The organism is Mycobacterium montefiorense (genome assembly GCF_003112775.1).
Lineage (GTDB): Bacteria > Actinomycetota > Actinomycetes > Mycobacteriales > Mycobacteriaceae > Mycobacterium > Mycobacterium montefiorense.
Genome location: NZ_BFCH01000023.1, coordinates 69,149 through 92,091 on the forward strand (window position 1 = coordinate 69,149; position 22,943 = coordinate 92,091).

The following is a 22,943-nucleotide window of genomic DNA, read 5'->3' on the forward strand; positions in this document are numbered from 1 at the left end:
AACATGGCGCAATGGGTGATCGCGACGCGCGCCGGCTCGCCGAACACCTGGCCGGCCTGCCCCACGTTCACGTCGTCGCCGCAAATCAGAACAACGAGCTCATTTACAGCGACGGCCTGACCTGGCCGGGCGCCGAAGGATTCGCCGCAGACCTGATTTCGCCGGCGCCGGGCGCCCCGATGCCCGAGGTGGAACTCGAGGCGGTCTGGATTATCGAGGTCGACCCGCGATGGTGCCCACTCGCCCACGGCGATGACACCACGGAGTCCGACGAGGAGCAGGTGGCCGACTACCTCGAGCGGGTGACACAACGGCCGCCCTATTGGTCGGCGCGGCCCTGACCACGGATCATGCCGAGGTCAGCGTGCTGTGATCTTCGCCGGCCGACAGAGTGTCCGCGATGATCGGAGGCACGCGGGTGGCCCGCACATAGACGGTGTCCCCGTCCTTCAGCGCCAGCGCCTCGGCGTCGCCTCGGGTGATCTGGGCGGTGAACGCGCCGCCGGTGGCGGCGCTGGTCAACTCGACGCGCACCTCGAAACCCAGTGCCACCACCCGCTCGACGGTAGCGCGCACCACCCCGATGGACTCGGCGGTGCCGTCACCGCCGGAGATCGCCATCTCGGGATTGCGGCCGACCCGAATGTCATGCGGGCGAACCAAACTGCCGTTCAGTGTAGAGACCGCCCCCAGGAACGACATCACGAACGCGTTGGCCGGAGCGTCGTAAACCTCGGTCGGAGAACCGACCTGCTCGATACGGCCCTTGTTGAGCACCGCGATCCGATCGGCGACGTCCAATGCCTCGGCCTGATCGTGGGTGACCAGCACCGTGGTGACGTGGACCTCGTCGTGCAGGCGCCGTAACCAGGCCCGCAGGTCCTCGCGCACCTTGGCGTCCAGCGCGCCGAACGGCTCATCGAGCAGCAGCACCTGCGGGTCGACGGCCAGCGCGCGCGCCAGCGCCATGCGCTGTCGTTGACCACCGGAGAGCTGGTTGGGGTAGCGACCCTGAAATCCGCTGAGGCCCACGACTTCCAGTAGGTTGTCGACCTTCTCCTTGACCTCGGCCTTCGGTCGCTTTCGGATCTTCAATCCGTAGGCGACATTGTCGCGGACCGTCATGTGCTTGAACGCGGCGTAATGCTGGAACACGAATCCGATGCCGCGGCGCTGCGGCGGCACCCGGGTGACGTCAAGTCCGTTGATCGTCACACTCCCGGTGTCCGGGTGGTCGAGACCGGCGATGGTACGCAACAAGGTCGACTTGCCCGAGCCGCTGGGTCCCAGCAACGCCGTCAACGAACCCGTCGGCACGACGAAGTCCACATGATCCAACGCCACGAAATCGTTGTAGCGTTTGTTGGCGTCCCGCACGATGATCGCGTTCTCTGTCGTTATGGCGGTCATTTCCGTGTCTCCTTGTCAAGCAGCCTTGTTCGCCCGTGCCCGGCGAATGTCGAGGATCACCTGGACGATCAGAACCGCCACGGCGACTCCCATCAGCAGCGTGGAAAGCGCGTAGGCGCCGTACTCGGCGCCCCTGTTGTAGCGATCCGAGACCAACAGCGTGAGTGTCTGCGATGTCCCGGGAAGATTGGACGACACGATGATGACCGCTCCGTATTCCCCGAGAGTGCGCGCGATCGTCAGCATGATGCCGTAGGTCAGGCCCCACCGAATGGAAGGCAGCGTGATGCGCCAAAACGTCTGCCACCAACTGGAACCCAGTGTCGCGGCCGCCTGTTCTTGGTCCGTCCCCAACTCGTATAGCACCGGCTCGACTTCGCGGACCACGAACGGCAGCGTGACGAAGATACTGGCGAGGACTATGCCCGGTAAGCCGAAGATGACCTTCAGCCCGAGGTCTTTTTCGACAAATCCGAACGCGCCCGCCGATCCCCACAGCAGGATCAGGGCAACGCCCACGATTACCGGTGAGACCGCGAACGGCAGGTCGATGACCGCCTGCAACACGCCCTTGCCGCGGAATTTGTTGCGCGCCAGCACCAATGCCGTGGGTATGCCGAAGACCACGTTGAGTGGCACCACGATGGCCACCACCAATAGCGATAGGTCCAGCGCTGATTGCGCCGCCGGGGTACTGATCCAGTCGTAGAACTGGCCCAACCCCGGCTCGAAGGTCCGCCACAGGATTAGCGAGACCGGAACGATCAACAGCACAAAGACATACGCCAGTCCGAGATAGCGAGTGAGGTAACGAACCCAGCGTGACGACGTCACGAGGTCTGCTCCCGTCGCGCGGCCCGGACGCCAACAATCCGCAAAATGAACAGCAGCACGAACGAAATAAGCAACAACACGATGGATATTGCCGCAGCACCGGTGCGGTCGTCGTTTTCGATCAATGTCCGGATCCATTGCGACGAGACTTCGGTCTTGCCGGGCACCGCCCCACCGATCAATACCACCGAGCCGAACTCGCCGATGGCCCGTGAAAATGCAAGTCCCGCACCGGATAACAACGACGGCAGCAGCGAAGGCAAGATGACGGAGGTGAAGATCTTCGTGCCGCTCGCGCCCAGCGATGCCGCCGCCTCTTCGGTCTCGCGATCGATTTCCAGCAGCACCGGCTGAACCGCGCGCACCACAAACGGCAACGTAACGAACGCGAGTGCTACCGCCACGCCCCACGCGGTGTGCTGCAGGTGCAGGCCCACCGGGCTGTTGTTTCCGTACAGGGCCAACATCACCAGGCTGGCGACAATCGTCGGAAGCGCGAACGGCAGGTCGATGACCGTGTCCACCAGCCTTCTACCGATGAAGTCGTCGCGCACCAAAATCCAGGCGATCAGCAGACCGAACACGACGTTGACCGCCGTGACCCCGAGGCTGATGGTCAAGGTCACCCGGAACGAATCCACTGCCGCATGCGAGGTGACCGCCAGCCAAAACGCGTGCCAGCCACCGCCGGCGGCCTGCCACGCGATCGCTGCCAACGGGAGCAGAACGATCACCGAGAGCCATACCGTCGCCACACCGACCCGCAGTGAGGTGGCGCGCGGGCGGACCGAAGACCCCCCGCTTAGCTGCGGGTGCGGACCCTCACCTTCGGGTCCGCCGAGTTCGGGCCGGATCGCCGCCGTCATCCGGTGGCCTTGGTATAGATCTTGGTGATGCTGCCGTTGCTCTTGTCGAACAGCTGCGGATCCACCGTGGCCCAGCCACCCAGGTCGGCGATCGTCCAGAGTTTCGACGGAAGTGGGAATTGGTCGCGGAATTCGGCAGCGACGGCTGGATCCACGGGCCGGAAACCGGCCTGGCCCCATACCTTTTGCGCCGCGGCCGTGTATTGGAAGTTCTTGAAGGCGGTCGCGGCATCAAGGTGCGGGCTGGTTGTCACCACCGCCACTGGATTCTCGATTTTGAAGGTCTGTGTCGGGATGACATGTTCGACCGGTTTGCCCGCGCGCTCCGCGACTATAGCTTCGTTCTCGTAGCTGATCAGAACGTCGCCGCTGCCCTGAACGAAAACATCGGTGGCTTCTCGTCCCGACCCGGGGCGCAGTTTGACGTGTTCGCGCACCAGCTTGCCGATGAAGTCGATGCCGGCTTGGTTATTCTTGCCGCCATCGCTTTTAGCTGCGTACGGCGCCAGCAGGTTCCACTTCGCCGAGCCCGAACTCAACGGGCTGGGGGTGATGACCTCCACGTCGGGCCGCAGCAAGTCATCCCAATCCTTGATGTTCTTCGGGTTGCCCTTGCGCACCACCAACGACACCACCGACCCGAACGGGACGCCCTTGGTGGCATCGGTATTCCAGTCCTTGGAAACCTTGCCCGCCTTGACTAATCGCGTGATGTCGGGCTCCACCGAGAAGTTGACCAGGTCGGCCGGCTTACCGTCGGCCACCCCGCGGGACTGGTCGCCGGAAGCCCCGTACGAGGTGATCACCTGCACGCTCTTGCCCTCTTCGGAAGCGTTGAAAGCGGGAATCACCTTGCTCCATCCGGGTTCTGGGACCGAATAAGCGACCAGGGTGATGGTCGTGTGGGCATTGGCCAAACCGCCACCGCCCACGGCGTCGCTGGGGCCGGGGCTGCATGCCGCGACGACAATCGAAATCAATGCGAGCGCAGCGAATGGTCGCCAGCACCGTGCGCTGCCGATGTCGTTGAGCATTCGCGGCCTTCCAGTGCGGGACTTACGGATCTTGTTCCCGTAGCTGCGGAATGGCGTATACGCCTCAAGGAGAAATCGCGAACTCCCTACCAAACCGCGCGCGGGTGGTAGTCAGCGACAACAGTGCACGAAGACATCACATTCCGGGGCTTCGGATGTCAGGTGCATGGCGCGAAGCCTAACAGGATTTCGCTGGCCCGCCAGCGGGACGGGTCTCGGTGCAAGTCGGCACGCCCGCCTCAGTGCGTCACCCACCACGCGACGATCACCAACACCACGAGCGTGACGAGAACCAGCGTCACGTGAGACCGAGGCATGGGGGTTACCGGGGCGTCCCATCGATCTGCTGGCCGCGGCGCATCAATTCGATGCCCTTATTGAGCACGGCGTCCAGCGCCACCGCCGCGATGTAGGCCACCGCCAGCACGACGGGCATCACCACCATGGCCTGCAGCACAAAGGGAAGTCCGGAAATCCATAGCTCATTTCCGTCCCACCAGTTCAGGAACCCGTTCACCGGGCTCACACTATTCGTCCGGGCACCCGAAACACCAATGTGTCAAGATCGGCGGGTGCCTACCGCAGCCGGGGAGACCACCTGTGTGATCGCCGGCGGCGGTCCGGCCGGCATGGTGCTTGGTCTGCTCTTAGCGCGCGGCGGCGTAAACGTCACGGTGATGGAAAAACACGCCGACTTCCTGCGTGACTTCCGGGGTGACACCGTGCACGCGAGTACCTTGCGCCTGCTGGACGAACTCGGTCTCGCAGCTCGCTTCGCCCAGATCCCGCATCGTCTGATCGACACCATGCGGATGCAGCTGGATGGTCAACCGGTCAGTTTCGATCTGACCCATCTGCCCGGCAAGCATCAGCACATCGCCCTGGTGCCGCAATGGGACCTGCTGGAACTGCTGGCCAGCGCCGCCGCTGCCGAACCCACCTTCCAATTGCTGCGCAGCACCGAGGTGACCGGAGTGGTTCGCGACGGCGACCGCGTCGTCGGCGTCACCTACCGCGATCCAAGCGGCGAGACCAAGCAGATGCGGGCCGAGCTGACGGTGGCCTGCGACGGTCGTAGCTCGACGGTGCGCTCGGCGGTCGGGCTCACACCCCGCAGCTTCGGTGCGCCAATGGACGTGTGGTGGTTCCGGTTGCCTCGCCAACCCGATGACCCGGCCGGACTCGCCGGCACCTTCCAGGCCGGACACGGGTCAATCATGATCGACCGCGGCGACTACTACCAGATCGCCTACATCATTCCCAAGGGCGCCGACGCACAGCTGCGCGCGGAAGGCATCGAGGCTTTCCACCGCGTGTTACTGAGCCTGGTGCCCTGGCTCGCCGACCGGATCGATGCGTTGTCTTCCTTCGACGACGTGAAACTGCTTGACGTGCAACTTAATCGGCTCCCCCGCTGGTACGCCGACGGCGTGCTGTGCATCGGCGACGCGGCACATGCGATGTCGCCGGTCGGTGGCGTCGGCATCAACCTGGCGGTGGCCGACGCGGTCGCAGCAGGGCGGTTACTGGCGGGCCCGCTGCAGCGCGGACGAGTATCCACCCGGCAGTTGGCCCGGGTGCAGCTGCGCCGCTGGATGCCGACCGCACTGCTGCAGTCGGTGCAACGCACGATCCACGCCCGGGTGATCGCGGTCGCGGTGCAATCGCCGGGTCGGCCGGATAGCCAAGGGGGCGACCACCGCGTTGCAAAGGTGGTCCGGCTGATCGGTCGGGTGCCGGCAGTTCAGCGGCTAATCGGCTAGATGATCGCGATCGGTCCGCTACCCGAGCACGCGCCCAAGTTCGCCCGCGACCCGGGTAATCCGTAGGCCGCCACCGCCGCGCGCCACCTCGGCAAAAGCATGGACGCCGGGCGGGTCGACAGATGATGATGTCGAGATGGTCATGCACGCCGAACCCGCCGACCAGCCCGCCGATACCGCCCCCGAGGGGGCGTTTGGGTCGGCCAACCAGTCACCGCTCGTCTCGCCGCTCGACTTCAGCGCGCCGGCGCCGGTTACCTCCAGCTCGGCGTTGCGCAACCCGTTCCCGCCGATCGCCGACTACGCATTTCTGTCCGACTGGGAAACGACGTGCCTGATCTCCCCCGCCGGTTCGGTGGAGTGGATGTGTGTGCCCCGGCCGGACTCGCCGAGCGTGTTCGGTGCGATCCTGGATCGCAGCGCCGGCCACTTCCGGCTGGGCCCGTACGGCGTCTCGGTGCCCTCGGCCCGCCGCTACCTGCCCGGCAGCCTGATCATGGAAACCACCTGGCAGACCCACACCGGGTGGCTGATCGTGCGCGACGCGCTGGTGATGGGCCCCTGGCATGACATCGAACGCCGATCCAAAACCCACCGCCGCACGCCGATGGACTGGGATGCCGAACACATCCTGCTGCGCACGGTGCGCTGTGTCAGCGGCACCGTCGAGCTGATGATGAGCTGCGAGCCGGCATTCGACTACCACCGGACCGGGGTGTGCTGGGAGTACTCGGCGAACGCGTACGGCGAGGCGATTGCTCGGGCGGGCAAGCAACCGGATGACCATCCGCAGCTACGCCTGACCAGCAACCTGAACATCGGGCTGGAGGGGCGCGAAGCGCGGGCGCGCACCCGGATGAAGGAGGGCGACGACATGTTCGTCGCGCTCAGCTGGACCAAGCACCCGCCCCCGCAGACCTACCAAGAAGCCGCCGACAAGATGTGGCAAACCACCGAGTGCTGGCGGCAGTGGATCAACATCGGCAATTTCCCGGACCATCCGTGGCGGGCATACCTGCAGCGCAGCGCGCTAACCCTGAAGGGCCTGACGTATTCACCCACCGGTGCGCTGCTGGCCGCCAGCACCACGTCGCTGCCGGAGACACCGCGGGGCGAGCGCAACTGGGACTACCGCTACGCCTGGATCCGGGACTCGACGTTCGCGTTGTGGGGCCTTTACACGCTGGGCCTGGATCGGGAGGCCGACGACTTCTTCGCGTTCATCGCCGACGTGTCGGGCGCCAACAGCAACGAGCGCCATCCACTGCAGGTGATGTACGGAGTCGGCGGCGAGCGCAGCCTGGTCGAAGAGGAACTGAACCATCTTTCCGGCTACGACCATGCCCGCCCGGTGCGCATCGGCAACGGCGCCTACGACCAGATCCAGCACGACATTTGGGGCTCGATCCTGGATTCCTTCTATCTGCATGCCAAGTCACGCGAGCAGGTTCCCGAGACGCTGTGGCCGGTGCTGAAGAAACAGGTGGAAGAGGCGATCGCGCACTGGCGCGAACCCGACCGCGGAATCTGGGAGGTGCGCGGGGAGCCACAGCACTTCACGTCGTCGAAGGTGATGTGCTGGGTGGCGCTGGACCGCGGGTCCAAACTGGCCGAACGCCAGGGCGAGAAGAGCTACGCCCAGCAGTGGCGAGCCGTCGCCGAAGAGATCAAGGCCGACATCCTCAAGAACGGCGTGGACTCCCGCGGCGTGTTCACCCAGCGCTACGGCAGCGACGCGCTGGACGCCTCTTTGCTGCTGGTGGTGTTGACGCGTTTCCTGCCGCCCGACGACCCGCGGGTCCGCAACACGGTGCTGGCGATCGCCAACGAACTCACCGAGGAAGGCCTGGTGCTGCGCTACCGGGTCGAGCAGACCGACGACGGGCTGTCCGGCGAGGAAGGCACGTTCACCATTTGCTCGTTCTGGCTGGTGTCAGCGCTGGTCGAGATCGGTGAGGTGGCGCGGGCCAAGCGGCTTTGCGAGCGCCTGCTGTCCTACGCCAGCCCGTTGCACCTTTACGCCGAGGAGATCGAGCCGCGCACCGGCCGGCACCTGGGCAACTTCCCGCAGGCGTTCACCCATCTGGCGCTGATCAACGCGGTGGTACACGTGATTCGCGCAGAGGAGGAATCCGACGGCTCCGGGATGTTCCAGCCGGCCAACGCACCCATGTGAGATCATCGACGCACGCGAGCGGAAACCCCTACCCGGCAATGTAATTCATTCGAAGCGATCAGCGGGGCGATGAAAACAGCAACAAAAGCGCTGGTTTTGGCGTGCGTGACGATCAGCTCAGCGCGCTGACCTTGTCCATCATCGCGTGCGCGATGGCGACGGCGTCGGTCTTCGCAGACGGCTGGTCCGTCAGGTCGGTGCTGCCGACAAAAGCGGCCTCCACCTCGACCAGGCAGTTCCCCCGCACCCCGAGGGCACGGACTTCCGGGACGGCCACCAGAATTGACTGATCCCCCGGTTCTCGCGAAACACCCGCTGCGACAACGGAATCCTTAACGCGGACGTCGCTGATGACGTTCTGGACAAAACTACTGGCCGGCACGGTCAGCGTTTTGGCATCGCATTGCTGCCACTGCGCGGAGAACTTCGCGAACAACGCGATGGCGTCTGCCATCGTGGGCAGGGCGACGACGCCCTCGGCGATGTCGATCGCACGTTCCGGGGAGCCCTCCTGCTGCCAAAGCTCGCGAGCGACGTTCTTGACATCGGCGGACTGGTAGGGGCTTTTCTGGGCCATGTAGACGACGCCCATGCACTCGGCGGGCGAAGTCGACGGATAATCGTCTTCCAATATCTCGCCGCCGCCGAACACCGGCGGGAATTGCGAGATGGCCTGGAACGGGCGGTCGAGAAGCTTTGACAAGGCCGCCGAATCGGGCAGTACCTGCTTGACCTTTTCACCAATCACTGGATGCGGCAACTGATTCGGCGCCGGAACCGCTTTGCCGCCGATCGCGGTGGCGCACCCGGTAGCCAGCAAGACACCCAGCAGCGACACGGCAGTGCACCACCGGCTTCTCATTTCTTGGCTTTGTCCCCCGCCGCATCGGTGGATAGCGCCGCGACGAAGGCCTCCTGCGGAACATCCACGCGTCCAATGGTTTTCATCCGCTTCTTGCCTTCCTTCTGCTTTTCCAGAAGTTTGCGTTTACGGGTGATGTCACCGCCGTAACACTTGGAGAGAACGTCCTTGCGGATCGCGCGGATATTCTCGCGCGCAATGATTTTCGACCCGATGGCAGCCTGAATCGGCACCTCGAACTGCTGGCGTGGGATCAGCTCTTTGAGTTTGGTGGTCATCTTGTTGCCGTAGGCGGAGGCGCCGTCCTTGTGCACGATCGCACTGAACGCGTCCACGGCCTCGCCTTGCAACAGGATGTCGACCTTGACCAGATCGGCTTCCTGCTCTCCCGACTCTTCGTAGTCCAGGCTGGCGTAGCCGCGGGTGCGCGACTTCAGGGAGTCGAAGAAGTCAAAGATGATCTCGCCGAGCGGCATCGAGTAGCGCAGCTCGACGCGCTCCGGCGACAGGTAGTCCATGCCGCCGAGCTCGCCGCGGCGAGACTGACACAGCTCCATGATGGTGCCGATGAACTCGCTGGGCGCGATGACGGTGGTCTTGACCACCGGCTCGTAAACCTCGCGGACCTTGCCCTCGGGCCAGTCCGACGGATTGGTCACCACGATCTCGCTGTTGTCCTCTTTGATCACCCGGTACACGACGTTGGGCGACGTCGAGATCAGGTCCAGGTCGAATTCACGCTCCAGGCGCTCGCGGGTGATCTCCATGTGCAGCAGACCCAGGAAGCCACACCGGAATCCGAAGCCCAGCGCCACCGAAGTCTCCGGCTCGTAGGTCAGTGCGGCGTCGTTGAGTTGCAGTTTTTCCAGGGCGTCGCGCAGATTCGGGTAATCCGAACCGTCCACGGGATACAGCCCGGAATAGACCATGGGTTTGGGTTCGCGGTAGCCGGTGAGCGCTTCGGAGGCGCCGCGGCGGGCGGTCGTCACGGTGTCACCGACCTTGGACTGGCGGACGTCCTTGACCCCGGTGATCAGGTAGCCCACCTCCCCCACCCCCAGCCCCACGCTGGCCTTGGGTTCGGGTGAGACGATGCCGACCTCGAGCAGCTCGTGTGTGGCACCGGTGGACATCATCGCGATGCGCTCGCGTGGCGTGATCTTGCCGTCCACCACGCGGACGTAAGTGACCACACCGCGGTAGATGTCGTAGACGGAGTCGAAGATCATCGCGCGGGCGGGCGCGTCGGCATCACCTTGCGGCGGCGGCACTTCGCGCACCACGTGATCGAGCAAGTCGGCCACGCCCGCCCCGGTCTTGCCGGACACGCGAAGCACGTCGCCGGGTTCGCAGCCGATGATGTGCGCGATCTCACCCGCGTAGCGATCCGGGTCGGCGGCGGGCAGGTCGATCTTGTTGAGCACCGGGATGATGTGCAGGTCGCGGTCGAGCGCCAGGTACAGGTTGGCCAGCGTCTGCGCCTCGATGCCCTGCGCGGCGTCGACCAGCAACACCGCCCCCTCGCAGGCCTCCAGCGCGCGGGACACCTCGTAGGTGAAGTCGACGTGGCCCGGGGTGTCGATCAGGTGCAGCACGTACTCGTCGTCACCGACTTTCCAGGGCAGCCGGACGTTCTGCGCCTTGATGGTGATGCCGCGCTCCCGCTCGATGTCCATCCGGTCCAGGTACTGCGCACGCATGGACCGCTCGTCGACGACGCCGGTGAGTTGAAGCATCCGGTCGGCCAGCGTGGACTTGCCGTGGTCGATGTGAGCGATGATGCAGAAGTTCCTGATCTGCGCCGGCGCAGTGAAGGTCTTGTCGGCGAAACTGCTGATGGGGATCTCCTGGCGGGTGCTGTTGATGCTGCTTGACCGGCGGTTCGCGGGTACGTCCAGGGTATCCATGAGGGCTGGTCGGGACCTACTCGGACACAGTCGCGCCCACCCGCTGACGTCTATGCTGCGACTATGGCCCCTGCCCGGAAATCGCAGTGGAAGACATTCCAGCGGTTTGCCCAGAACGTGGTCGTCTACGGGGTTCCGCGATTCATCCAGAGCGTGCAGACCGCGAAGGCCGTGATGCGCGAAATCGAGCAAGTCGTGAAAACCACCGCGAACGCCAGGGGCTCCGGCGACGAGGCGCAGTCGGCGTCGATCACCGAGGGCCGGCCGGTGACCAACGCCAGCTTCCCCACCGCGCAGCGGGCCCGCAGGGTGGTTTACGCGCCGGACCTGGACGGGAGGGCCGATCCCGGGGAGATCGTCTGGACGTGGGTGGTCTATGAGGACGATCCCACCCGCGGCAAGGACCGCCCGGTGCTCGTCGTGGGCCGCGATCACAGCGTGCTGCTCGGGCTCATGTTGTCCAGCAAGGAGCATTACGCCGGCGATGCGGACTGGGTCGGGATTGGCGCCGGTGACTGGGATTACGAGGGCCGGGAGAGCTGGGTGCGCCTGGACCGGGTGCTCGACGTGCCGGAGGAGGGCATCCGTCGCGAGGGCGCGATCCTGGAACGCGAGATCTTCGACGTGGTGGCCGCACGCCTGCGCACCGAGTACGCCTGGCGCTAGTCAGTCCATCGCCGGGCGGCGCGAAGGCGGATCAGCCTTGGGTGATGTAGGACTGCAGCTGCTGCTGTTCGGCCTCGAGCTCTTCCATTCGCGTCTTGACCACGTCACCGATGCTGACGATGCCGATCAGCTTTTTGCCGTCGAGCACCGGCACGTGGCGCACCCGGTTCTTGGTCATCAGCACACTGATGGCGTCGACGGTGTCGGACTTCGTGCAGGTGGCAACCGCCGCGGTCATGATCTTGGAGATCGGGCGGGTGAGCACACTAGGGCCATGCGCGTGCATTTGGCGCACGACGTCGCGCTCGGACACGATGCCGACCACTCCCTCGTCGCCGACCACCACCATGGCGCCGATGTTTTGCTCGGCGAGGCCGGCGAGCAGTTCCCGGACCGTGGCCTCGGGGTTGATCGTCGTCACCGCCGCACCTTTGTTGCGCAAAACGTCCGCTATCCGCATCAAGCCTCCAGCTGGTTGTGATTTGCTTCACACCAGGCTACGGCTAACTCGCGCGGCGGGAAAGGCAACGCGGAAACCGGCAACCGATCGCCAACAGATACCCACGGGTCGGCGGGTGAAAAGCGAGGCTGACAACGGCCGATCGCACGGATCAGCCGAATGGGCCACAACGCGCCGACGCGTCTTGAAGGATGAGGGCCATGATCGAGATCACCTTGCTGGGAACCGGCAGTCCCATCCCCGATCCGAACCGCGCGGGACCCGCGACGCTGGTGCGGGCCGGCGGCCAGGTGTTCCTGGTGGACTGCGGGCGTGGAGTCCTGCAGCGCGCGGCGGCCGTCGGCGTAGGCGCCGCCGGGTTGTCAGCCCTGCTGCTCACGCATTTGCACAGCGACCATATCGGCGATCTCGGTGACCTGATTATCACGCGCTGGATCACCACGTTCACGCCCGATCCCGCGCCGTTCGCAATCATCGGGCCGCCGGGCACCGCTGAGACGGTCGAGGCCACGCTGAAGGCGTTCGGCCACGACATCAGCTACCGGATAGCCCATCACGACGATCTGAACACGCCACCACCGATCGAGGTTCACGAATACACCGACGGTCCGGTATGGGACAGCGACGGCGTCTCGATTCGGGTGGCGCCCACCGACCACCGGCCGGTGGCACCGACCATCGGGTTCCGGATCGACTTCGACGGGACCTCGGTGGTGCTGGCCGGGGACACGGTGCCCTGCAAGGGGCTGGACGACCTGGCGGCCGGCGCCGATGCCCTGGTGCACACCGTGATTCGCAAGGACATCGTCACGCAGATTCCCCAGCAGCGGCTGCAGGACATCTGCGACTACCACTCGTCGGTCGAAGAAGCCGCGGCAACCGCGGCCCGCGCGGGGGTTGGCACGTTCGTCATGACGCACTATGTGCCGGCGCTGGTGCCGGGGCAAGAAGAGCAATGGCGGACACTGGCCGCCGCCGAATTCGGTGGGCGCATCGAGCTCGGCGACGACCTGCACCGGGTCGAAGTCCAGCCGCAGCCATAGCCTTTCGGCCGCCGCCCGGTGCCGCTAGGCCAGTCGGGTGACCTCCACAACCACGTCGAGATCGGTCGCGCCCTGTCCCGAGTAAATGCCCTTCAGCGGGGATACGTCGGCGTAGTCGCGGCCGACGCCCACGCTGACGTATTGCTCGGTGATCTCGGTGTCGTTGGTGGGGTAGTAGTTCCACCATCCACCGGTCCAGGCTTGAATCCACGCGTGACTTCGGCCTTCCACCGTCTCCCCGACGACGGCGTCGCGCACCGGATGTAGGTAGCCCGAAACGTATCGGGCCGGAATACCCATGTCGCGCAACAGCATCAGCGACAGGTGCACAAAATCCTGACAGGCACCCTTGCCCACCTTCAGGGCGTCCAGCCCGGACGAATTCACCCCGGTCGTCCCCGGCAGGTACTCCAGCTCGCCGTGCGCCCAGTTGGCCGCGGCGATCACGGCTTCTTGCGGCTCATAGCTTTTGGCGATCTTCCTGCCGACCGACCTCAGCCGCCTGCCCGCCGGGGCGTACTCGGTGGGCTGCAGCAATTCGTCGAACCGATCGATCACCGCCGCGGACTGCAGGTCGCTCCAGGTGACGTCCTTCGCGGGCGGTTCGGGCTGCTCGGTCTCGACGACCGAAGAGGACGTCACCGTCAGATCGCTGTGCGGCGCGTGCAAGTCGAACGCCGTGACGGCGGTGCCCCAATAGTCGATGTACCGGTAGGACCGGGTTGCCGGAATGGTCTCGACACGGTTGAGGATGACGTTTTGCCGGGTGTCGGAACTCGGCGTCAGCCGGGCCTCGTTGTAGGAGGCGGTCACCGCGGATTGGTAGGCAAACCCGGTTGTGTGCACTACCCGCAGCCGCCACATCAGGCGTCCCCATTCCGAGTAACCAAACCGATACCGTGACCCGCATCCGACCAGGCCACCCACGGTGTGACATGGAAGTACTGCTGCGACAACGCATCTCCAACATCTCGGCAGGTCGTCTGCAAGCCCGCCAACCGGGTCTCCAGCGTGTCGAGCAATACCCCCGGCGGCAGGAATTCCAGTTCGCTGCGAGCCTGGCCCAGCAGTCGCTGTGCTTCGACGGTGGCTCCCACCCGGCTTGTCGGGTTACGCACCAACTCGTCGATGCTTTCCTCGGCGAGCTTCAGTGAGTAGAAAACCGATCGAGGGAACAGCCGATCGAGCATCATGAACTCGACCACCCGGCCCGCATCCAGCACCCCGCGATAGGTGCGCAGATAGGTGTCGTGAGCGCCCGCCGAACGCAGCAGCGTCACCCAGGCAGGCGAGGACGCGCTGTCGCCCACCCGGGATAGCAAGAGCCGCACCGTCATATCGACGCGCTCGATCGCACGGCCCAACAACATGAACCGGTATCCGTCGTCGCGCGACAGCGTCGAGTCGGCCAGGCCGGCGAACATCGCGGCCCTGCCCTCGATGAAGGACAGAAACTCGTGTGGCCCAAGGCGTTTGGCGGAACGTTCCCGTTCGGGCAGGGCATTGTAAGTGGTGTTGAGGCATTCCCAGATTTCGATGGACGTCACCTCGCGGGCCGACTTGGCATTTTCGCGCGCCGCTGTGATCGCGTCGACGATCGAGCAGCCGCCCTTGTTGCCGGTGTTGTAGGCCACCAGGTCGGTCAATGACCAAACATCCAAACTGTGATCGGGGAGCTCGATGCCCAGCACCCGTAACAGCACCCGGGATGCCTGGTCGGGGTCCACGCTGGAATCCTCGAGCAATTGGTGCAGCGCCACATCCAGAATGCGCGCGGTGTCATCGGCCCGTTCGACATAGCGGCCAATCCAGTACAGCGCCTCGGCGTTTCGAGCCAACATCAGCGGACCGTCCTCTGCTGTTGTTGTTGCTGCTGCTTTTGCTTCTGCTTCTTCGTGGGTCTGTCGTTCTGCGTTTGCTCGGCCTGCAAAGGCTGTTGGTGCGGCGGGCCCGGCGAGTCGTCGGCCTCGGGGTCCGCCATCGATTCCGGCAACGACCGCACCACCTCGGCAGCGCCCAGTTCACGGTCGGCAGCCGATGCGCGTGGCGCCAGCACCCAGGTGTCCTTGGAACCACCGCCCTGGCTGGAGTTGACCACCCGCGAACCCTCGACCAAGGCCACCCGGCTCAAACCGCCCGGCAGCACCCACACGTCGTCGCCGTCGTTGACCGCGAACGGCCGCAGGTCGACATAGCGAGGCGCCAGTGTGTTGCCGATCTGGGTCGGCACGGTCGACAACTCCATCATCGGCTGCGCGATCCAGGCCCGGGGGTCGTCGCGAATCTTCTTGCTAACGGTCGCCAGTTCTTTCTCGGATGCCTCCGGACCGAACACGATGCCGTAGCCGCCGGATCCCTCGACCGGCTTGATGACCAATTCGTCGACCCGATCGAGCACCTCCTCGCGCTCGTCGTCCAACCAGCACCGGAAGGTATCCACATTGGCCAGGAGCGGCTTCTCGCCCAGGTAGTACTCGATCATGGTCGGCACGTAGGTGTAGACCAGCTTGTCGTCGCCGACCCCGTTGCCGATCGCACTGGAGATCACCACGTTGCCGGCGCGCGCGGCGTTGACCAGACCGGCCACCCCGAGCACGGAGTCGGCACGAAACTGCAGCGGGTCGAGGAAGACGTCGTCGATACGTCGGTAGATGACGTCGACCTGACGCTCCCCTTCGGTGGTGCGCATGTACACCTGGTTGTCGCGGCAGAACAGGTCGCGGCCCTCGACCAGTTCGACGCCCATCTGACGCGCGAGCAGCGAATGCTCGAAGTACGCCGAGTTGTAGACGCCCGGGGTCAGCACCACCACGGTCGGGTCGGCCTCGTTCGTCGCCGCGGAATTGCGCAGCGCCCGCAGCAGGTGCGAGGAGTAGTCGTCGACGGCACGCACCCGGTGGGTGGCGAACAGGTTCGGGAAGACCCGCGCCATCGTGCGCCGGTTTTCCATGACGTACGACACGCCCGACGGCGAGCGCAGGTTGTCCTCGAGAACCCGCCAGGTGCCCTTCTCGTCGCGGATCAGGTCGATCCCGGCGACGTGGATGCGCACGCCGTTGGGCGGGACGATGCCCACGGCCTGACGGTGAAAGTGCTCACAGGAGGTGACCAGCCGACGCGGGATGACGCCGTCGTTCAGAATCTCCTGATCGCCGTAGATGTCATCGAGATACAGCTCCAGGGCTTTGACACGTTGAACGATGCCCCGCTCGAGCCGGTTCCATTCGGCCGCCGAGATCACCCGCGGCACCAGGTCCAGCGGGAACGGCCGTTCCTGGCCGGACAAGGAGAACGTGATGCCCTGGTCGATGAACGCACGGGCCAGGGCTTCGGCGCGGGCCCGCAGGTCGGCGGCGTCCGACGGCGCAAGCTCGGCGTAAATACCCTTATATAGGCCACGGACGTTGCCCTGCGCGTCGAACATTTCATCGAAGGCCTGCGCATATACGTCCGACGTGTTGTATCCGCCGAAGATGCGCTCGGAACGCGCAAGCGCCCGCGCAGCGCCGCGCGACCCTCGCCTGGCCGTTTCAACCTGGTTCGGAAAACTCACTTTTAGGATGCTGCCTTAAATTGACGTTAGGGCAGGCCACGAGTTCCCGTTTTGGGAGAAAACGTAACCGACTGCTAACCTGAGCAGTCGCAATCGGGTGTGGGGCGCCCCCCGAAACGCAGACCGCAAAGACCGAATCGACGAAGGAAAATTTCGCGTGGCCAACATCAAGTCGCAGCAGAAGCGGATCAAGACCAACGAGCGCGCCCGACTGCGCAACAAGTCGGTGAAGTCCTCGCTGCGCACTGCCGTGCGCGCGTTCCGTGAGGCCGCTGAGGCCGGCGACAAGGACAAGGCCGCAGAGTTGCTGGTGTCGACCAACCGCAAGCTGGACAAGGCGGCCACCAAGGGCGTCATCCACAAGAACCAGGCCGCCAACAAGAAGTCGGCGCTGGCGCGGTCCCTCAACAAGATCTGAGCCCCGGCCAAGTCATCGGCCCCGGTCGGCGACCAGCTCGGCCACCTTTCTGACCGCGGATTCCAGCGCGTAGTCGGCGTCCGTGGCGGCCCCCTTCACATTGGCGTTGAGTTCCGCCACCACTTTCATCGCGGTCGCCACGCTGCCCCGCGACCAGCGTCTGGCCTGCTTCTGAGCTTTTTGCACCCGCCACGGCGGCATCCCCAGCTGCCCGGCCAGACGGTACGGGTCTCCGGAGAGCGGACCGACTCGTCCAATGGTGTGGATCGCTTCGGCCAGCGCGTCGGCCAGCACCACCAGCGGCTCGCCGCGCATCATCGCCCACCGCAGCGCCTCGGCCGCTCCCGCGACGTCGCCGGCCACGGCTTTGTCCGCGATATCGAAGCCCTTCACCTCGGCTTTGCCGCTGTGATAGCGGCGCACCGCGGCCTCGTCGACCTCACCGCCGGTGTCGGCGACCAGCTGTGAACAGGCCGAAGCCAGCTCGCGCACGTCGGAGCCGACGGCGTCCAGCAGGGCCGTCACCGTGTCTTCGTCGACCCTGATCCGCAGCGCACGAAATTCCTTGCGGACGAAGTCGGTGCGTTCGCTCACCTTGGTGATCCGCGCGCAGGGATGAACCTCGGCGCCCAGCGACTTCAGCTGGTCGGCCAGCGCCTTGGCTCGCCCGCCGCCTGAGTGCACCACCACCAGCACGGTGGCCGGCGGCATGTCGGCGGCAGCCGCCGCGATCATCGCGACTGCATCCTTGCCCGCTTCGGCCGCGGCCTCCAGTACGACGATGCGTTCGTCGGCGAACAGCGACGGGCTGAGTAGCTCGGCGAGCTCGTAGCTGCCGACGTCGCCGGCCCGCATGCGATTCACCGGGACGTCGTCGGTGCCGGCACGCTTGCGCGCCGCTCGCAGGATGTCCGCCACAGCTCGTTCGACCAGCAGATCCTCGTCTCCCAGGACCAGGTGCAACGGGGAGGCCTCAGTCACCCCATGATGGTGCCACGTTGGGCCGACCAATCAGCTCTGGGATCCAGCAGCTCGGATGCCGACCAGGCCAGCACACACGCCACCGCGACCACCGCGGCCGCGCGGATCGAGACGCGAAACCAGGACCGCCGCCACAGCAGCATGCCCAGCACCAACAGCAGCGCCGTGGCACAACCGACCAGCAACACGCCGGCCAGACCGTCCGGGACGGGCACGGTTGCCGCGGGCACACTGGCCGCGACGTGCGCCGACTTGGACACCCACCACAATTCCGGGCCGGTGAAACGCATCAGCAGCTGCGCACCGGGCGGCCACAGCAGGCACATCACGGCCGCCGCACTGCCCAGCACGGTGATCGGTGCGATCACGGGCGCCGCGGCTAGATTCGCGGCCACCGACACCAGGCTGACCCGACCCGAGATGCCGGCAACCAGTGGCGCAGTCACCAATTGAGCGGCCAACGCCACCGCGAGCCCATCGGCCAGCGGTTTCGGGCAACCCTTGGCGACCAGGCGCCGTGACCAGATCGGCGCGATGACGACCAGCCCGCCCGTCGCCAACACCGACAGCGCGAAGCCGGCGTCGACGGCCAGCTGTGGAGCGACCGCGAGCAATATCAGCACCGCAGCCGACAGCGCCGGAATCGCTTGCCGCCGACGCGAAGTCAGCATTCCTGCCAGCGCAATGGCGCCCATCACGGCCGCCCGCAACACACTTGCCGTCGGCTGCACGACGATCACGAATGCCGCTAGCGCCACGCCGGCGAGCAGCACGGCCGCTCGCGGGCCGAGCAGCCGGGCCGAGAACAGCACCGCCGCACACACGATCGTGACGTTGGCCCCCGACACGGCCATCAGGTGTGTCATTCCGGCCGAGCGGAATTCGCGGCCGGTGTCGGCGGCCACCGCCGAGGTGTCGCCGAGAACCAGCGCCGGCAACAGCGCGGCCTGCGCGGCGGGCAGCACTTCGTGCGCGGTGGCGGCGAACCGGCCGCGCACCACGTGCGCGGCACGCTGCACCGCCCCCGCCCGGCCCATGACGGGCCGGCCCGCCGCGTTGAGCACCGCGACCGTCAGGTCGTGGCGAGTGGGGCGGTTGATTCGCGCGGAAAACCGCATCGGCTGGCCCACCATCACGTCGAAGTCCGATGCCCGCGCGAAAACGGTTACCCGGCCCGCTATTTCGTCGTCACGCAGCCGCTGCAGGGTGGCGCGAAACACCAGCCGGCCGGAGCCCAGCGACAGCGCACTCTCGCTGGGTGTCACCGTCACCGGGGCCACCGTCCCGAACGCCGCGGTGATCGGGTGACGCGCCACCGCGTCGGCTCGCAGCGCGATCGCGAACCCGAATCCCGCGCCCACCACACCGACTGCCACCAGCCCGGCGCCGATGGTCGGAAGCCGCGACTGATGGCCACCCGGGCGCACTGCATAGCGCGTCAGCGCACCGGCGGCGAGGAGCACGACGCAGCACGAGGCCAACATTTGTCCGACCGGCCACACAATGCCGGACGCGGTGACGATCCAACTGGTGAGTGCGGCGGGCAGCAGACGTATATCGAGGTGGGCGAGCGCCGACAGGACAGCCGGTGGCGCGGCCGTGTCAGACACGGACCAGGGCGCGCAGCTTGTCCAGCCGTGCCGGCCCGATGCCGTCGACATCGGCGAGCTGGTCGACGCTGGTGAACTTGCCGTTGGCCTGCCGCCACGCCACGATCGCCTCGGCAGTGACCGGCCCGACTCCGGGCAGGGCGTCCAGCTGCTCGGTGGTCGCGGTGTTGAGGTCGACAGCCTCGCCCGCCTTCGGTCGGACGGGTCCCTTGACTGATCCCACCGGTGCCGGCGTCTTGGGCCCCGGAGTAGAGCCGGTGGTCACGGAGCTGCCCAGCGCGGGCGGCTGCCCCGAGACCGGCGCCACCCCAACCACGATCTGCTCGCCGTCGCCGAGCTGGCGCGCCATGTTCAGCCCGATGGTGTCGGCGCCGTCCATCGCACCCCCGGCCGCCTGCAGTGCGTCGGCGATCCGCGCGCCGGGCGTCAGCGTGACCAGGCCGGGCTTATGCACCAGGCCCACCACGCTGACCACCACCGGGCGGTCCGGACCAGCCGGCTGACCAGCGCCCGGGCCTGCCGAGGGCCGTGGGCGCGCCGTGGCCGCCATCTCCACCGGCGGCAGCTTTGCCGACATCACGGGTGCGGGCCGGTCGCGCATCAGAGTGAAGATCGTGATCAGTACGGCCAGCGCGGCCACCACCGCTAACGCGATCGCACCGGCACGGCCCGGATCGGTGCGCAGCCGGGCCACCCAGCCCCCGCTGCCGGAGGCGTCGGGAAGCCAGCGCGGCAGCAGCGAATTCTGATCCTCATCCGCGGCGTTGCGATCCGGCTCCGAGTCGGGCTCCTCGGCGTGCGAATCGATATCCGGATCGGCACCGAGCCGTCGATGCAGTCGCTCGGCGGGAAGTTCTGTTCGCATGCGCCGACGGTAGGTGTACCGACCGCCACGACGGCCCCGACCAACCGCGTCGCACCCGGCTGCTGTGGATTAACCGGAGGCTGTGCACAAGCACAGCAGGGGATGGGTCAAGATGGAGCGTGGAGCACGCGACCAGACACCGACGCCCACCGCCGCAAATGCGGTCGCCGCGCTCAACCCCAGCCAAAGGAGTCTGCATGCAACTCGCGCTCACACCGGAGGAAGCCGCGTTCCGCGACGAACTCCGCACCATCTACACCACCAAGATTCCGCAGGAGATGCGCGACCGGGTGCGCCAGGGCTCGGCGGAGGCGAACCACGACGACATCGTCACCAGCCACAAGATCCTGCACGAGCACGGTCTGGCGGTACCAAGCTGGCCGGTCGAGTGGGGCGGTAAGGACTGGACGCCCACCCAGCACCAGATCTGGGCCGACGAGATGCAATTGGCGTGCGTCCCCGAGCCGCTGAACTTCAACACCAAGATGGTCGGCCCGGTGATCGCCGAATTCGGTTCCGAAGAGATCAAACAACGTTTCCTGCCGCCTACGGCCAGCCTCGACATCTGGTGGTGCCAAGGCTTCTCCGAGCCCGAGGCCGGTTCGGACCTGGCATCGCTGCGCACCACCGCGGTCCGCGACGGTGACAGCTATGTCGTCAACGGCCAGAAGACCTGGACCACGCTCGGCCAGTACGCAGACTGGATCTTCTGCCTGGTGCGCACCGACCCGCAGGCTCCCAAGCGTCAAGCCGGCATCTCGTTTCTGCTGTTCGACATGAAGACGCCGGGCATCACGCTGCGGCCCATCCAGACGATCGACGGCGGCCACGAGGTCAACGAGGTCTTTTTCGAAGACGTTCGGGTACCCGCCAACCAGCTTGTCGGAGAAGAGAACCAAGGCTGGACGTACGCGAAGTTCCTGCTGGGCAACGAACGCAGCGGCATCGCCGGGGTGGGCCGCACCAAAGTGCGCCTCGCCGAGGTTAAGAAGGTTGCGGCGCAAACCGGGGTGCTCGACGACCCCCTGTTCGCGGCCCGGCTGGCGGAGGCCGAAAACGAGCTGCTGGCACTGGAACTCACGCAGTCGCGGGTGGTAACGGACTCCGCTGACGGGCAACCCAACCCGGCATCGTCGGTGCTCAAGCTGCGCGGCAGCCAGCTGCAGCAGATAGCCACCGAGCTACTCGTCGAGGTGGCAGGCCCGGACGCGCTGCCCGCGGACGCAAAAGGAATTGCGTCTCCGGACTGGGCACAACACAGTGCGCCGCACTACCTCAACTACCGCAAGACGTCGATCTACGGCGGCAGCAGCGAGGTGCAGCGCAACATCATCGCGTCCACCATTCTGGGATTGTGAGGCAGCCATGGACTTTCAATTGACCGACGAGCAGGGTCTGCTGCGCGACACGACCCGCGACCTGTTGTCGCGCACCTATGACCCGGAAAGCCGCATCAAGGTCATCGGCTCCGACCTCGGTTGGAGCCGCGAGGTTTGGAGTCAGCTCGCCGACACCGGGATCCTGGGCCTGGGCTTCGACACGGACGAGGCGGGCCAGCTCGAGATCATGGTCGTGCTGACCGAGGCCGGGCGCCGGCTGGCTCCCGAACCGATCCTGCATGCGGCGCTTGCTCCGGGAGCGCTGATCGCGGAGCTGGGCACCGACACGCAGAAAGAACAGCTGGACGACGTCGCGGCCGGCCAACGGCTACTGGCGTTCGCCCATCTGGAGCCGGGCCATCGAAAGCCGACCACGACAGTCACTACTGCGGCTGCGCAACAAGGTGATTCGTGGACGTTGACCGGGCGCAAGAATCCGGTGCTCGCCGGAGACTGCGCCGACACGTTGGTGGTCAGCGCCGCCTTGCCGGGCGGTGGCACCGGCCTGTTCCTGGTCGATGCAAGCGCGGTCACGAGGCATCCTTATCGGACCTTCGACGGACAACGCGGCGCGCAAGTGGACTTGGACAACGCACCCGCCGAGCCGGTGGGCGAAGCGGTCGACGCGTCGCGGGCGATCAGCGGCGCCATCGTCCGCATCCAGTCGGGGTTGTGCGCCGAAGCCATCGGGGTGATGGAGGAGACGCTACGCCTGACCACCGACTACCTCAAGACTCGCAAGCAGTTCGGCGTCACGCTCAACACATTCCAGGCGCTCACCCAGCGGGCGGCCGACATGTACGTGTCGCTGGAACTGGCGCGCAGCATGAGCTTCTATGCCGCGATGTCGATCGCCGACGGCAACCTCGACCCGCTGATCGCGTCACGCGCCAAGGTGCAGATCGGCCGCTCGGGCCGGCACATCGCGCAGGAGTCGATCCAGATGCACGGCGGAATCGGTGTGACCGCGGAGTATCCGGTCAGCCACTACGCGGCCCGGCTCACCGCGATCGAGCACACCCTGGGCACCTCGAGCGAGCACCTGCACAACCTGATCGACCACCTCGGCGACTACGACCTGGCCCGGCTCTAGTTAGAACACCAGCCCGGCCGCGG

At 66.0% G+C, this 22,943-nt stretch carries 22 protein-coding genes; 8 read left to right on the forward strand and 14 right to left on the reverse strand.

The features are described from left to right. Positions 1-11 precede the first annotated feature (11 nt). The gene (locus DB708_RS21285) at positions 12-341 is read left to right on the forward strand and encodes a hypothetical protein (RefSeq protein WP_108925419.1); all 330 of its coding nucleotides are present in this window, start codon (positions 12-14) and stop codon (positions 339-341) included. A gap of 7 nt (positions 342-348) precedes the next feature. Here DB708_RS21285 and DB708_RS21290 read toward each other — a convergent pair whose 3' ends face one another. The 5 genes from DB708_RS21290 to DB708_RS21310 all read right to left on the reverse strand — a co-directional run bounded on the left by DB708_RS21290 (position 349) and on the right by DB708_RS21310 (position 4,670). After that, positions 349-1,410: a sulfate/molybdate ABC transporter ATP-binding protein gene (locus tag DB708_RS21290; protein WP_108925420.1), complete on the reverse strand. Its 1,062-nt coding sequence runs from the start codon at positions 1,408-1,410 to the stop codon at positions 349-351. Between the two features lie 15 nt (positions 1,411-1,425). Then, positions 1,426-2,244: a sulfate ABC transporter permease subunit CysW gene (gene cysW / locus DB708_RS21295; RefSeq protein WP_108925421.1), complete on the reverse strand. Its 819-nt coding sequence runs from the start codon at positions 2,242-2,244 to the stop codon at positions 1,426-1,428. Further along, positions 2,241-3,110 carry a sulfate ABC transporter permease subunit CysT gene (cysT, locus tag DB708_RS21300; protein WP_108925423.1) on the reverse strand — a complete coding sequence of 290 codons (870 nt, stop codon included), beginning with the start codon at positions 3,108-3,110 and terminating at the stop codon, positions 2,241-2,243. Before cysT ends, cysW begins: the two co-directional genes overlap by 4 nt. Continuing rightward, a complete protein-coding gene (locus DB708_RS21305) occupies positions 3,107-4,144 on the reverse strand; it encodes a sulfate ABC transporter substrate-binding protein (protein ID WP_108925424.1) in 1,038 nt (345 codons plus the stop codon). The genes cysT and DB708_RS21305 overlap by 4 nt, the downstream gene beginning before the upstream one ends. A gap of 322 nt (positions 4,145-4,466) precedes the next feature. Next, positions 4,467-4,670, reverse strand: a complete 204-nt coding sequence (locus tag DB708_RS21310) for a hypothetical protein (protein ID WP_372510648.1) — start codon at positions 4,668-4,670, stop codon at positions 4,467-4,469. Positions 4,671-4,698: 28 nt separating this feature from the next. Here DB708_RS21310 and DB708_RS21315 point away from each other — a divergent pair, with 28 nt between their 5' ends. Both DB708_RS21315 and DB708_RS21320 read left to right on the forward strand, forming a co-directional pair. Continuing rightward, on the forward strand, positions 4,699-5,907 hold the full coding sequence (locus DB708_RS21315) for an FAD-dependent oxidoreductase (RefSeq protein ID WP_201263577.1): 1,209 nt from the start codon (positions 4,699-4,701) through the stop codon (positions 5,905-5,907). Between the two features lie 136 nt (positions 5,908-6,043). Continuing rightward, positions 6,044-8,083: a glycoside hydrolase family 15 protein gene (locus tag DB708_RS21320; protein WP_108925427.1), complete on the forward strand. Its 2,040-nt coding sequence runs from the start codon at positions 6,044-6,046 to the stop codon at positions 8,081-8,083. A 112-nt stretch (positions 8,084-8,195) separates the two neighbouring features. On the opposite strand, the gene DB708_RS21325 is transcribed toward DB708_RS21320, so the two are convergent. After that, positions 8,196-8,921: a sensor domain-containing protein gene (locus DB708_RS21325; RefSeq protein ID WP_235616879.1), complete on the reverse strand. Its 726-nt coding sequence runs from the start codon at positions 8,919-8,921 to the stop codon at positions 8,196-8,198. A 20-nt stretch (positions 8,922-8,941) separates the two neighbouring features. After that, entirely contained in the window at positions 8,942-10,852 is a 1,911-nt protein-coding gene (gene lepA / locus DB708_RS21330) for a translation elongation factor 4 (RefSeq protein ID WP_108925431.1), read from the reverse strand. Positions 10,853-10,915: 63 nt separating this feature from the next. On the opposite strand from lepA, the gene DB708_RS21335 reads away from it, so the two are divergent. Further along, a complete protein-coding gene (locus tag DB708_RS21335; RefSeq protein WP_108925434.1) occupies positions 10,916-11,518 on the forward strand; it encodes a type II toxin-antitoxin system PemK/MazF family toxin in 603 nt (200 codons plus the stop codon). Between the two features lie 31 nt (positions 11,519-11,549). On the opposite strand, the gene DB708_RS21340 is transcribed toward DB708_RS21335, so the two are convergent. Further along, positions 11,550-11,978 carry a CBS domain-containing protein gene (locus DB708_RS21340; protein WP_108925436.1) on the reverse strand — a complete coding sequence of 143 codons (429 nt, stop codon included), beginning with the start codon at positions 11,976-11,978 and terminating at the stop codon, positions 11,550-11,552. Between the two features lie 200 nt (positions 11,979-12,178). Here DB708_RS21340 and DB708_RS21345 point away from each other — a divergent pair, with 200 nt between their 5' ends. Next, positions 12,179-13,021, forward strand: a complete 843-nt coding sequence (locus tag DB708_RS21345) for a ribonuclease Z (RefSeq protein WP_108925438.1) — start codon at positions 12,179-12,181, stop codon at positions 13,019-13,021. Positions 13,022-13,045: 24 nt separating this feature from the next. On the opposite strand, the gene DB708_RS21350 is transcribed toward DB708_RS21345, so the two are convergent. The 3 genes from DB708_RS21350 to DB708_RS21360 are packed head-to-tail and all read right to left on the reverse strand — an operon-like array spanning position 13,046 to position 16,583. Continuing rightward, the gene (locus DB708_RS21350) at positions 13,046-13,885 is read right to left on the reverse strand and encodes a transglutaminase family protein (RefSeq protein WP_108925440.1); all 840 of its coding nucleotides are present in this window, start codon (positions 13,883-13,885) and stop codon (positions 13,046-13,048) included. Further along, on the reverse strand, positions 13,885-14,862 hold the full coding sequence (locus DB708_RS21355; RefSeq protein ID WP_108925442.1) for an alpha-E domain-containing protein: 978 nt from the start codon (positions 14,860-14,862) through the stop codon (positions 13,885-13,887). Before DB708_RS21355 ends, DB708_RS21350 begins: the two co-directional genes overlap by 1 nt. Continuing rightward, positions 14,862-16,583, reverse strand: coding sequence for a circularly permuted type 2 ATP-grasp protein (locus tag DB708_RS21360; protein WP_409347621.1), 1,722 nt, complete (start codon positions 16,581-16,583; stop codon positions 14,862-14,864). The genes DB708_RS21355 and DB708_RS21360 overlap by 1 nt, the downstream gene beginning before the upstream one ends. A 148-nt stretch (positions 16,584-16,731) precedes the next feature. On the opposite strand from DB708_RS21360, the gene rpsT reads away from it, so the two are divergent. Beyond that, entirely contained in the window at positions 16,732-16,992 is a 261-nt protein-coding gene (rpsT, locus tag DB708_RS21365; RefSeq protein WP_025736070.1) for a 30S ribosomal protein S20, read from the forward strand. Positions 16,993-17,004: 12 nt separating this feature from the next. Here the strand turns inward: rpsT and holA are convergent, their stop codons facing one another. The 3 genes from holA to DB708_RS21380 are packed head-to-tail and all read right to left on the reverse strand — an operon-like array spanning position 17,005 to position 20,448. After that, positions 17,005-17,973, reverse strand: a complete 969-nt coding sequence (gene holA, locus DB708_RS21370; protein WP_261859540.1) for a DNA polymerase III subunit delta — start codon at positions 17,971-17,973, stop codon at positions 17,005-17,007. Next, positions 17,970-19,529 (reverse strand): ComEC/Rec2 family competence protein, encoded by a 1,560-nt coding sequence (locus DB708_RS21375; RefSeq protein ID WP_235616882.1) that lies wholly within the window; start codon positions 19,527-19,529, stop codon positions 17,970-17,972. The genes holA and DB708_RS21375 overlap by 4 nt, the downstream gene beginning before the upstream one ends. Before the next feature lie 46 nt (positions 19,530-19,575). Further along, positions 19,576-20,448: a ComEA family DNA-binding protein gene (locus tag DB708_RS21380; RefSeq protein ID WP_108925448.1), complete on the reverse strand. Its 873-nt coding sequence runs from the start codon at positions 20,446-20,448 to the stop codon at positions 19,576-19,578. A 197-nt stretch (positions 20,449-20,645) separates the two neighbouring features. Here DB708_RS21380 and DB708_RS21385 point away from each other — a divergent pair, with 197 nt between their 5' ends. After that, on the forward strand, positions 20,646-21,806 hold the full coding sequence (locus DB708_RS21385) for an acyl-CoA dehydrogenase family protein (RefSeq protein ID WP_108925449.1): 1,161 nt from the start codon (positions 20,646-20,648) through the stop codon (positions 21,804-21,806). A 7-nt stretch (positions 21,807-21,813) separates the two neighbouring features. Beyond that, positions 21,814-22,920: an acyl-CoA dehydrogenase family protein gene (locus tag DB708_RS21390; protein ID WP_108925452.1), complete on the forward strand. Its 1,107-nt coding sequence runs from the start codon at positions 21,814-21,816 to the stop codon at positions 22,918-22,920. The last annotated feature ends 23 nt before the right edge of the window (positions 22,921-22,943 follow it).

Coding starts and splice junctions, on each gene's coding strand:
- DB708_RS21345 (WP_108925438.1), top strand. CDS start 12,179: ATGATCGAGATCACCTTGCTGGGAACCGGCAGTCCCATCCCCGATCCG.
- DB708_RS21315 (WP_201263577.1), top strand. CDS start 4,699: ATGTGTCAAGATCGGCGGGTGCCTACCGCAGCCGGGGAGACCACCTGT.
- DB708_RS21305 (WP_108925424.1), bottom strand. CDS start 4,144: ATGCTCAACGACATCGGCAGCGCACGGTGCTGGCGACCATTCGCTGCG.
- cysT (WP_108925423.1), bottom strand. CDS start 3,110: ATGACGGCGGCGATCCGGCCCGAACTCGGCGGACCCGAAGGTGAGGGT.
- DB708_RS21350 (WP_108925440.1), bottom strand. CDS start 13,885: ATGTGGCGGCTGCGGGTAGTGCACACAACCGGGTTTGCCTACCAATCC.
- DB708_RS21390 (WP_108925452.1), top strand. CDS start 21,814: ATGGACTTTCAATTGACCGACGAGCAGGGTCTGCTGCGCGACACGACC.
- DB708_RS21355 (WP_108925442.1), bottom strand. CDS start 14,862: ATGTTGGCTCGAAACGCCGAGGCGCTGTACTGGATTGGCCGCTATGTC.
- lepA (WP_108925431.1), bottom strand. CDS start 10,852: ATGGATACCCTGGACGTACCCGCGAACCGCCGGTCAAGCAGCATCAAC.
- DB708_RS21335 (WP_108925434.1), top strand. CDS start 10,916: ATGGCCCCTGCCCGGAAATCGCAGTGGAAGACATTCCAGCGGTTTGCC.
- DB708_RS21320 (WP_108925427.1), top strand. CDS start 6,044: ATGGTCATGCACGCCGAACCCGCCGACCAGCCCGCCGATACCGCCCCC.
- DB708_RS21385 (WP_108925449.1), top strand. CDS start 20,646: ATGCAACTCGCGCTCACACCGGAGGAAGCCGCGTTCCGCGACGAACTC.
- DB708_RS21290 (WP_108925420.1), bottom strand. CDS start 1,410: ATGACCGCCATAACGACAGAGAACGCGATCATCGTGCGGGACGCCAAC.
- DB708_RS21340 (WP_108925436.1), bottom strand. CDS start 11,978: ATGCGGATAGCGGACGTTTTGCGCAACAAAGGTGCGGCGGTGACGACG.
- DB708_RS21285 (WP_108925419.1), top strand. CDS start 12: ATGGGTGATCGCGACGCGCGCCGGCTCGCCGAACACCTGGCCGGCCTG.
- DB708_RS21380 (WP_108925448.1), bottom strand. CDS start 20,448: ATGCGAACAGAACTTCCCGCCGAGCGACTGCATCGACGGCTCGGTGCC.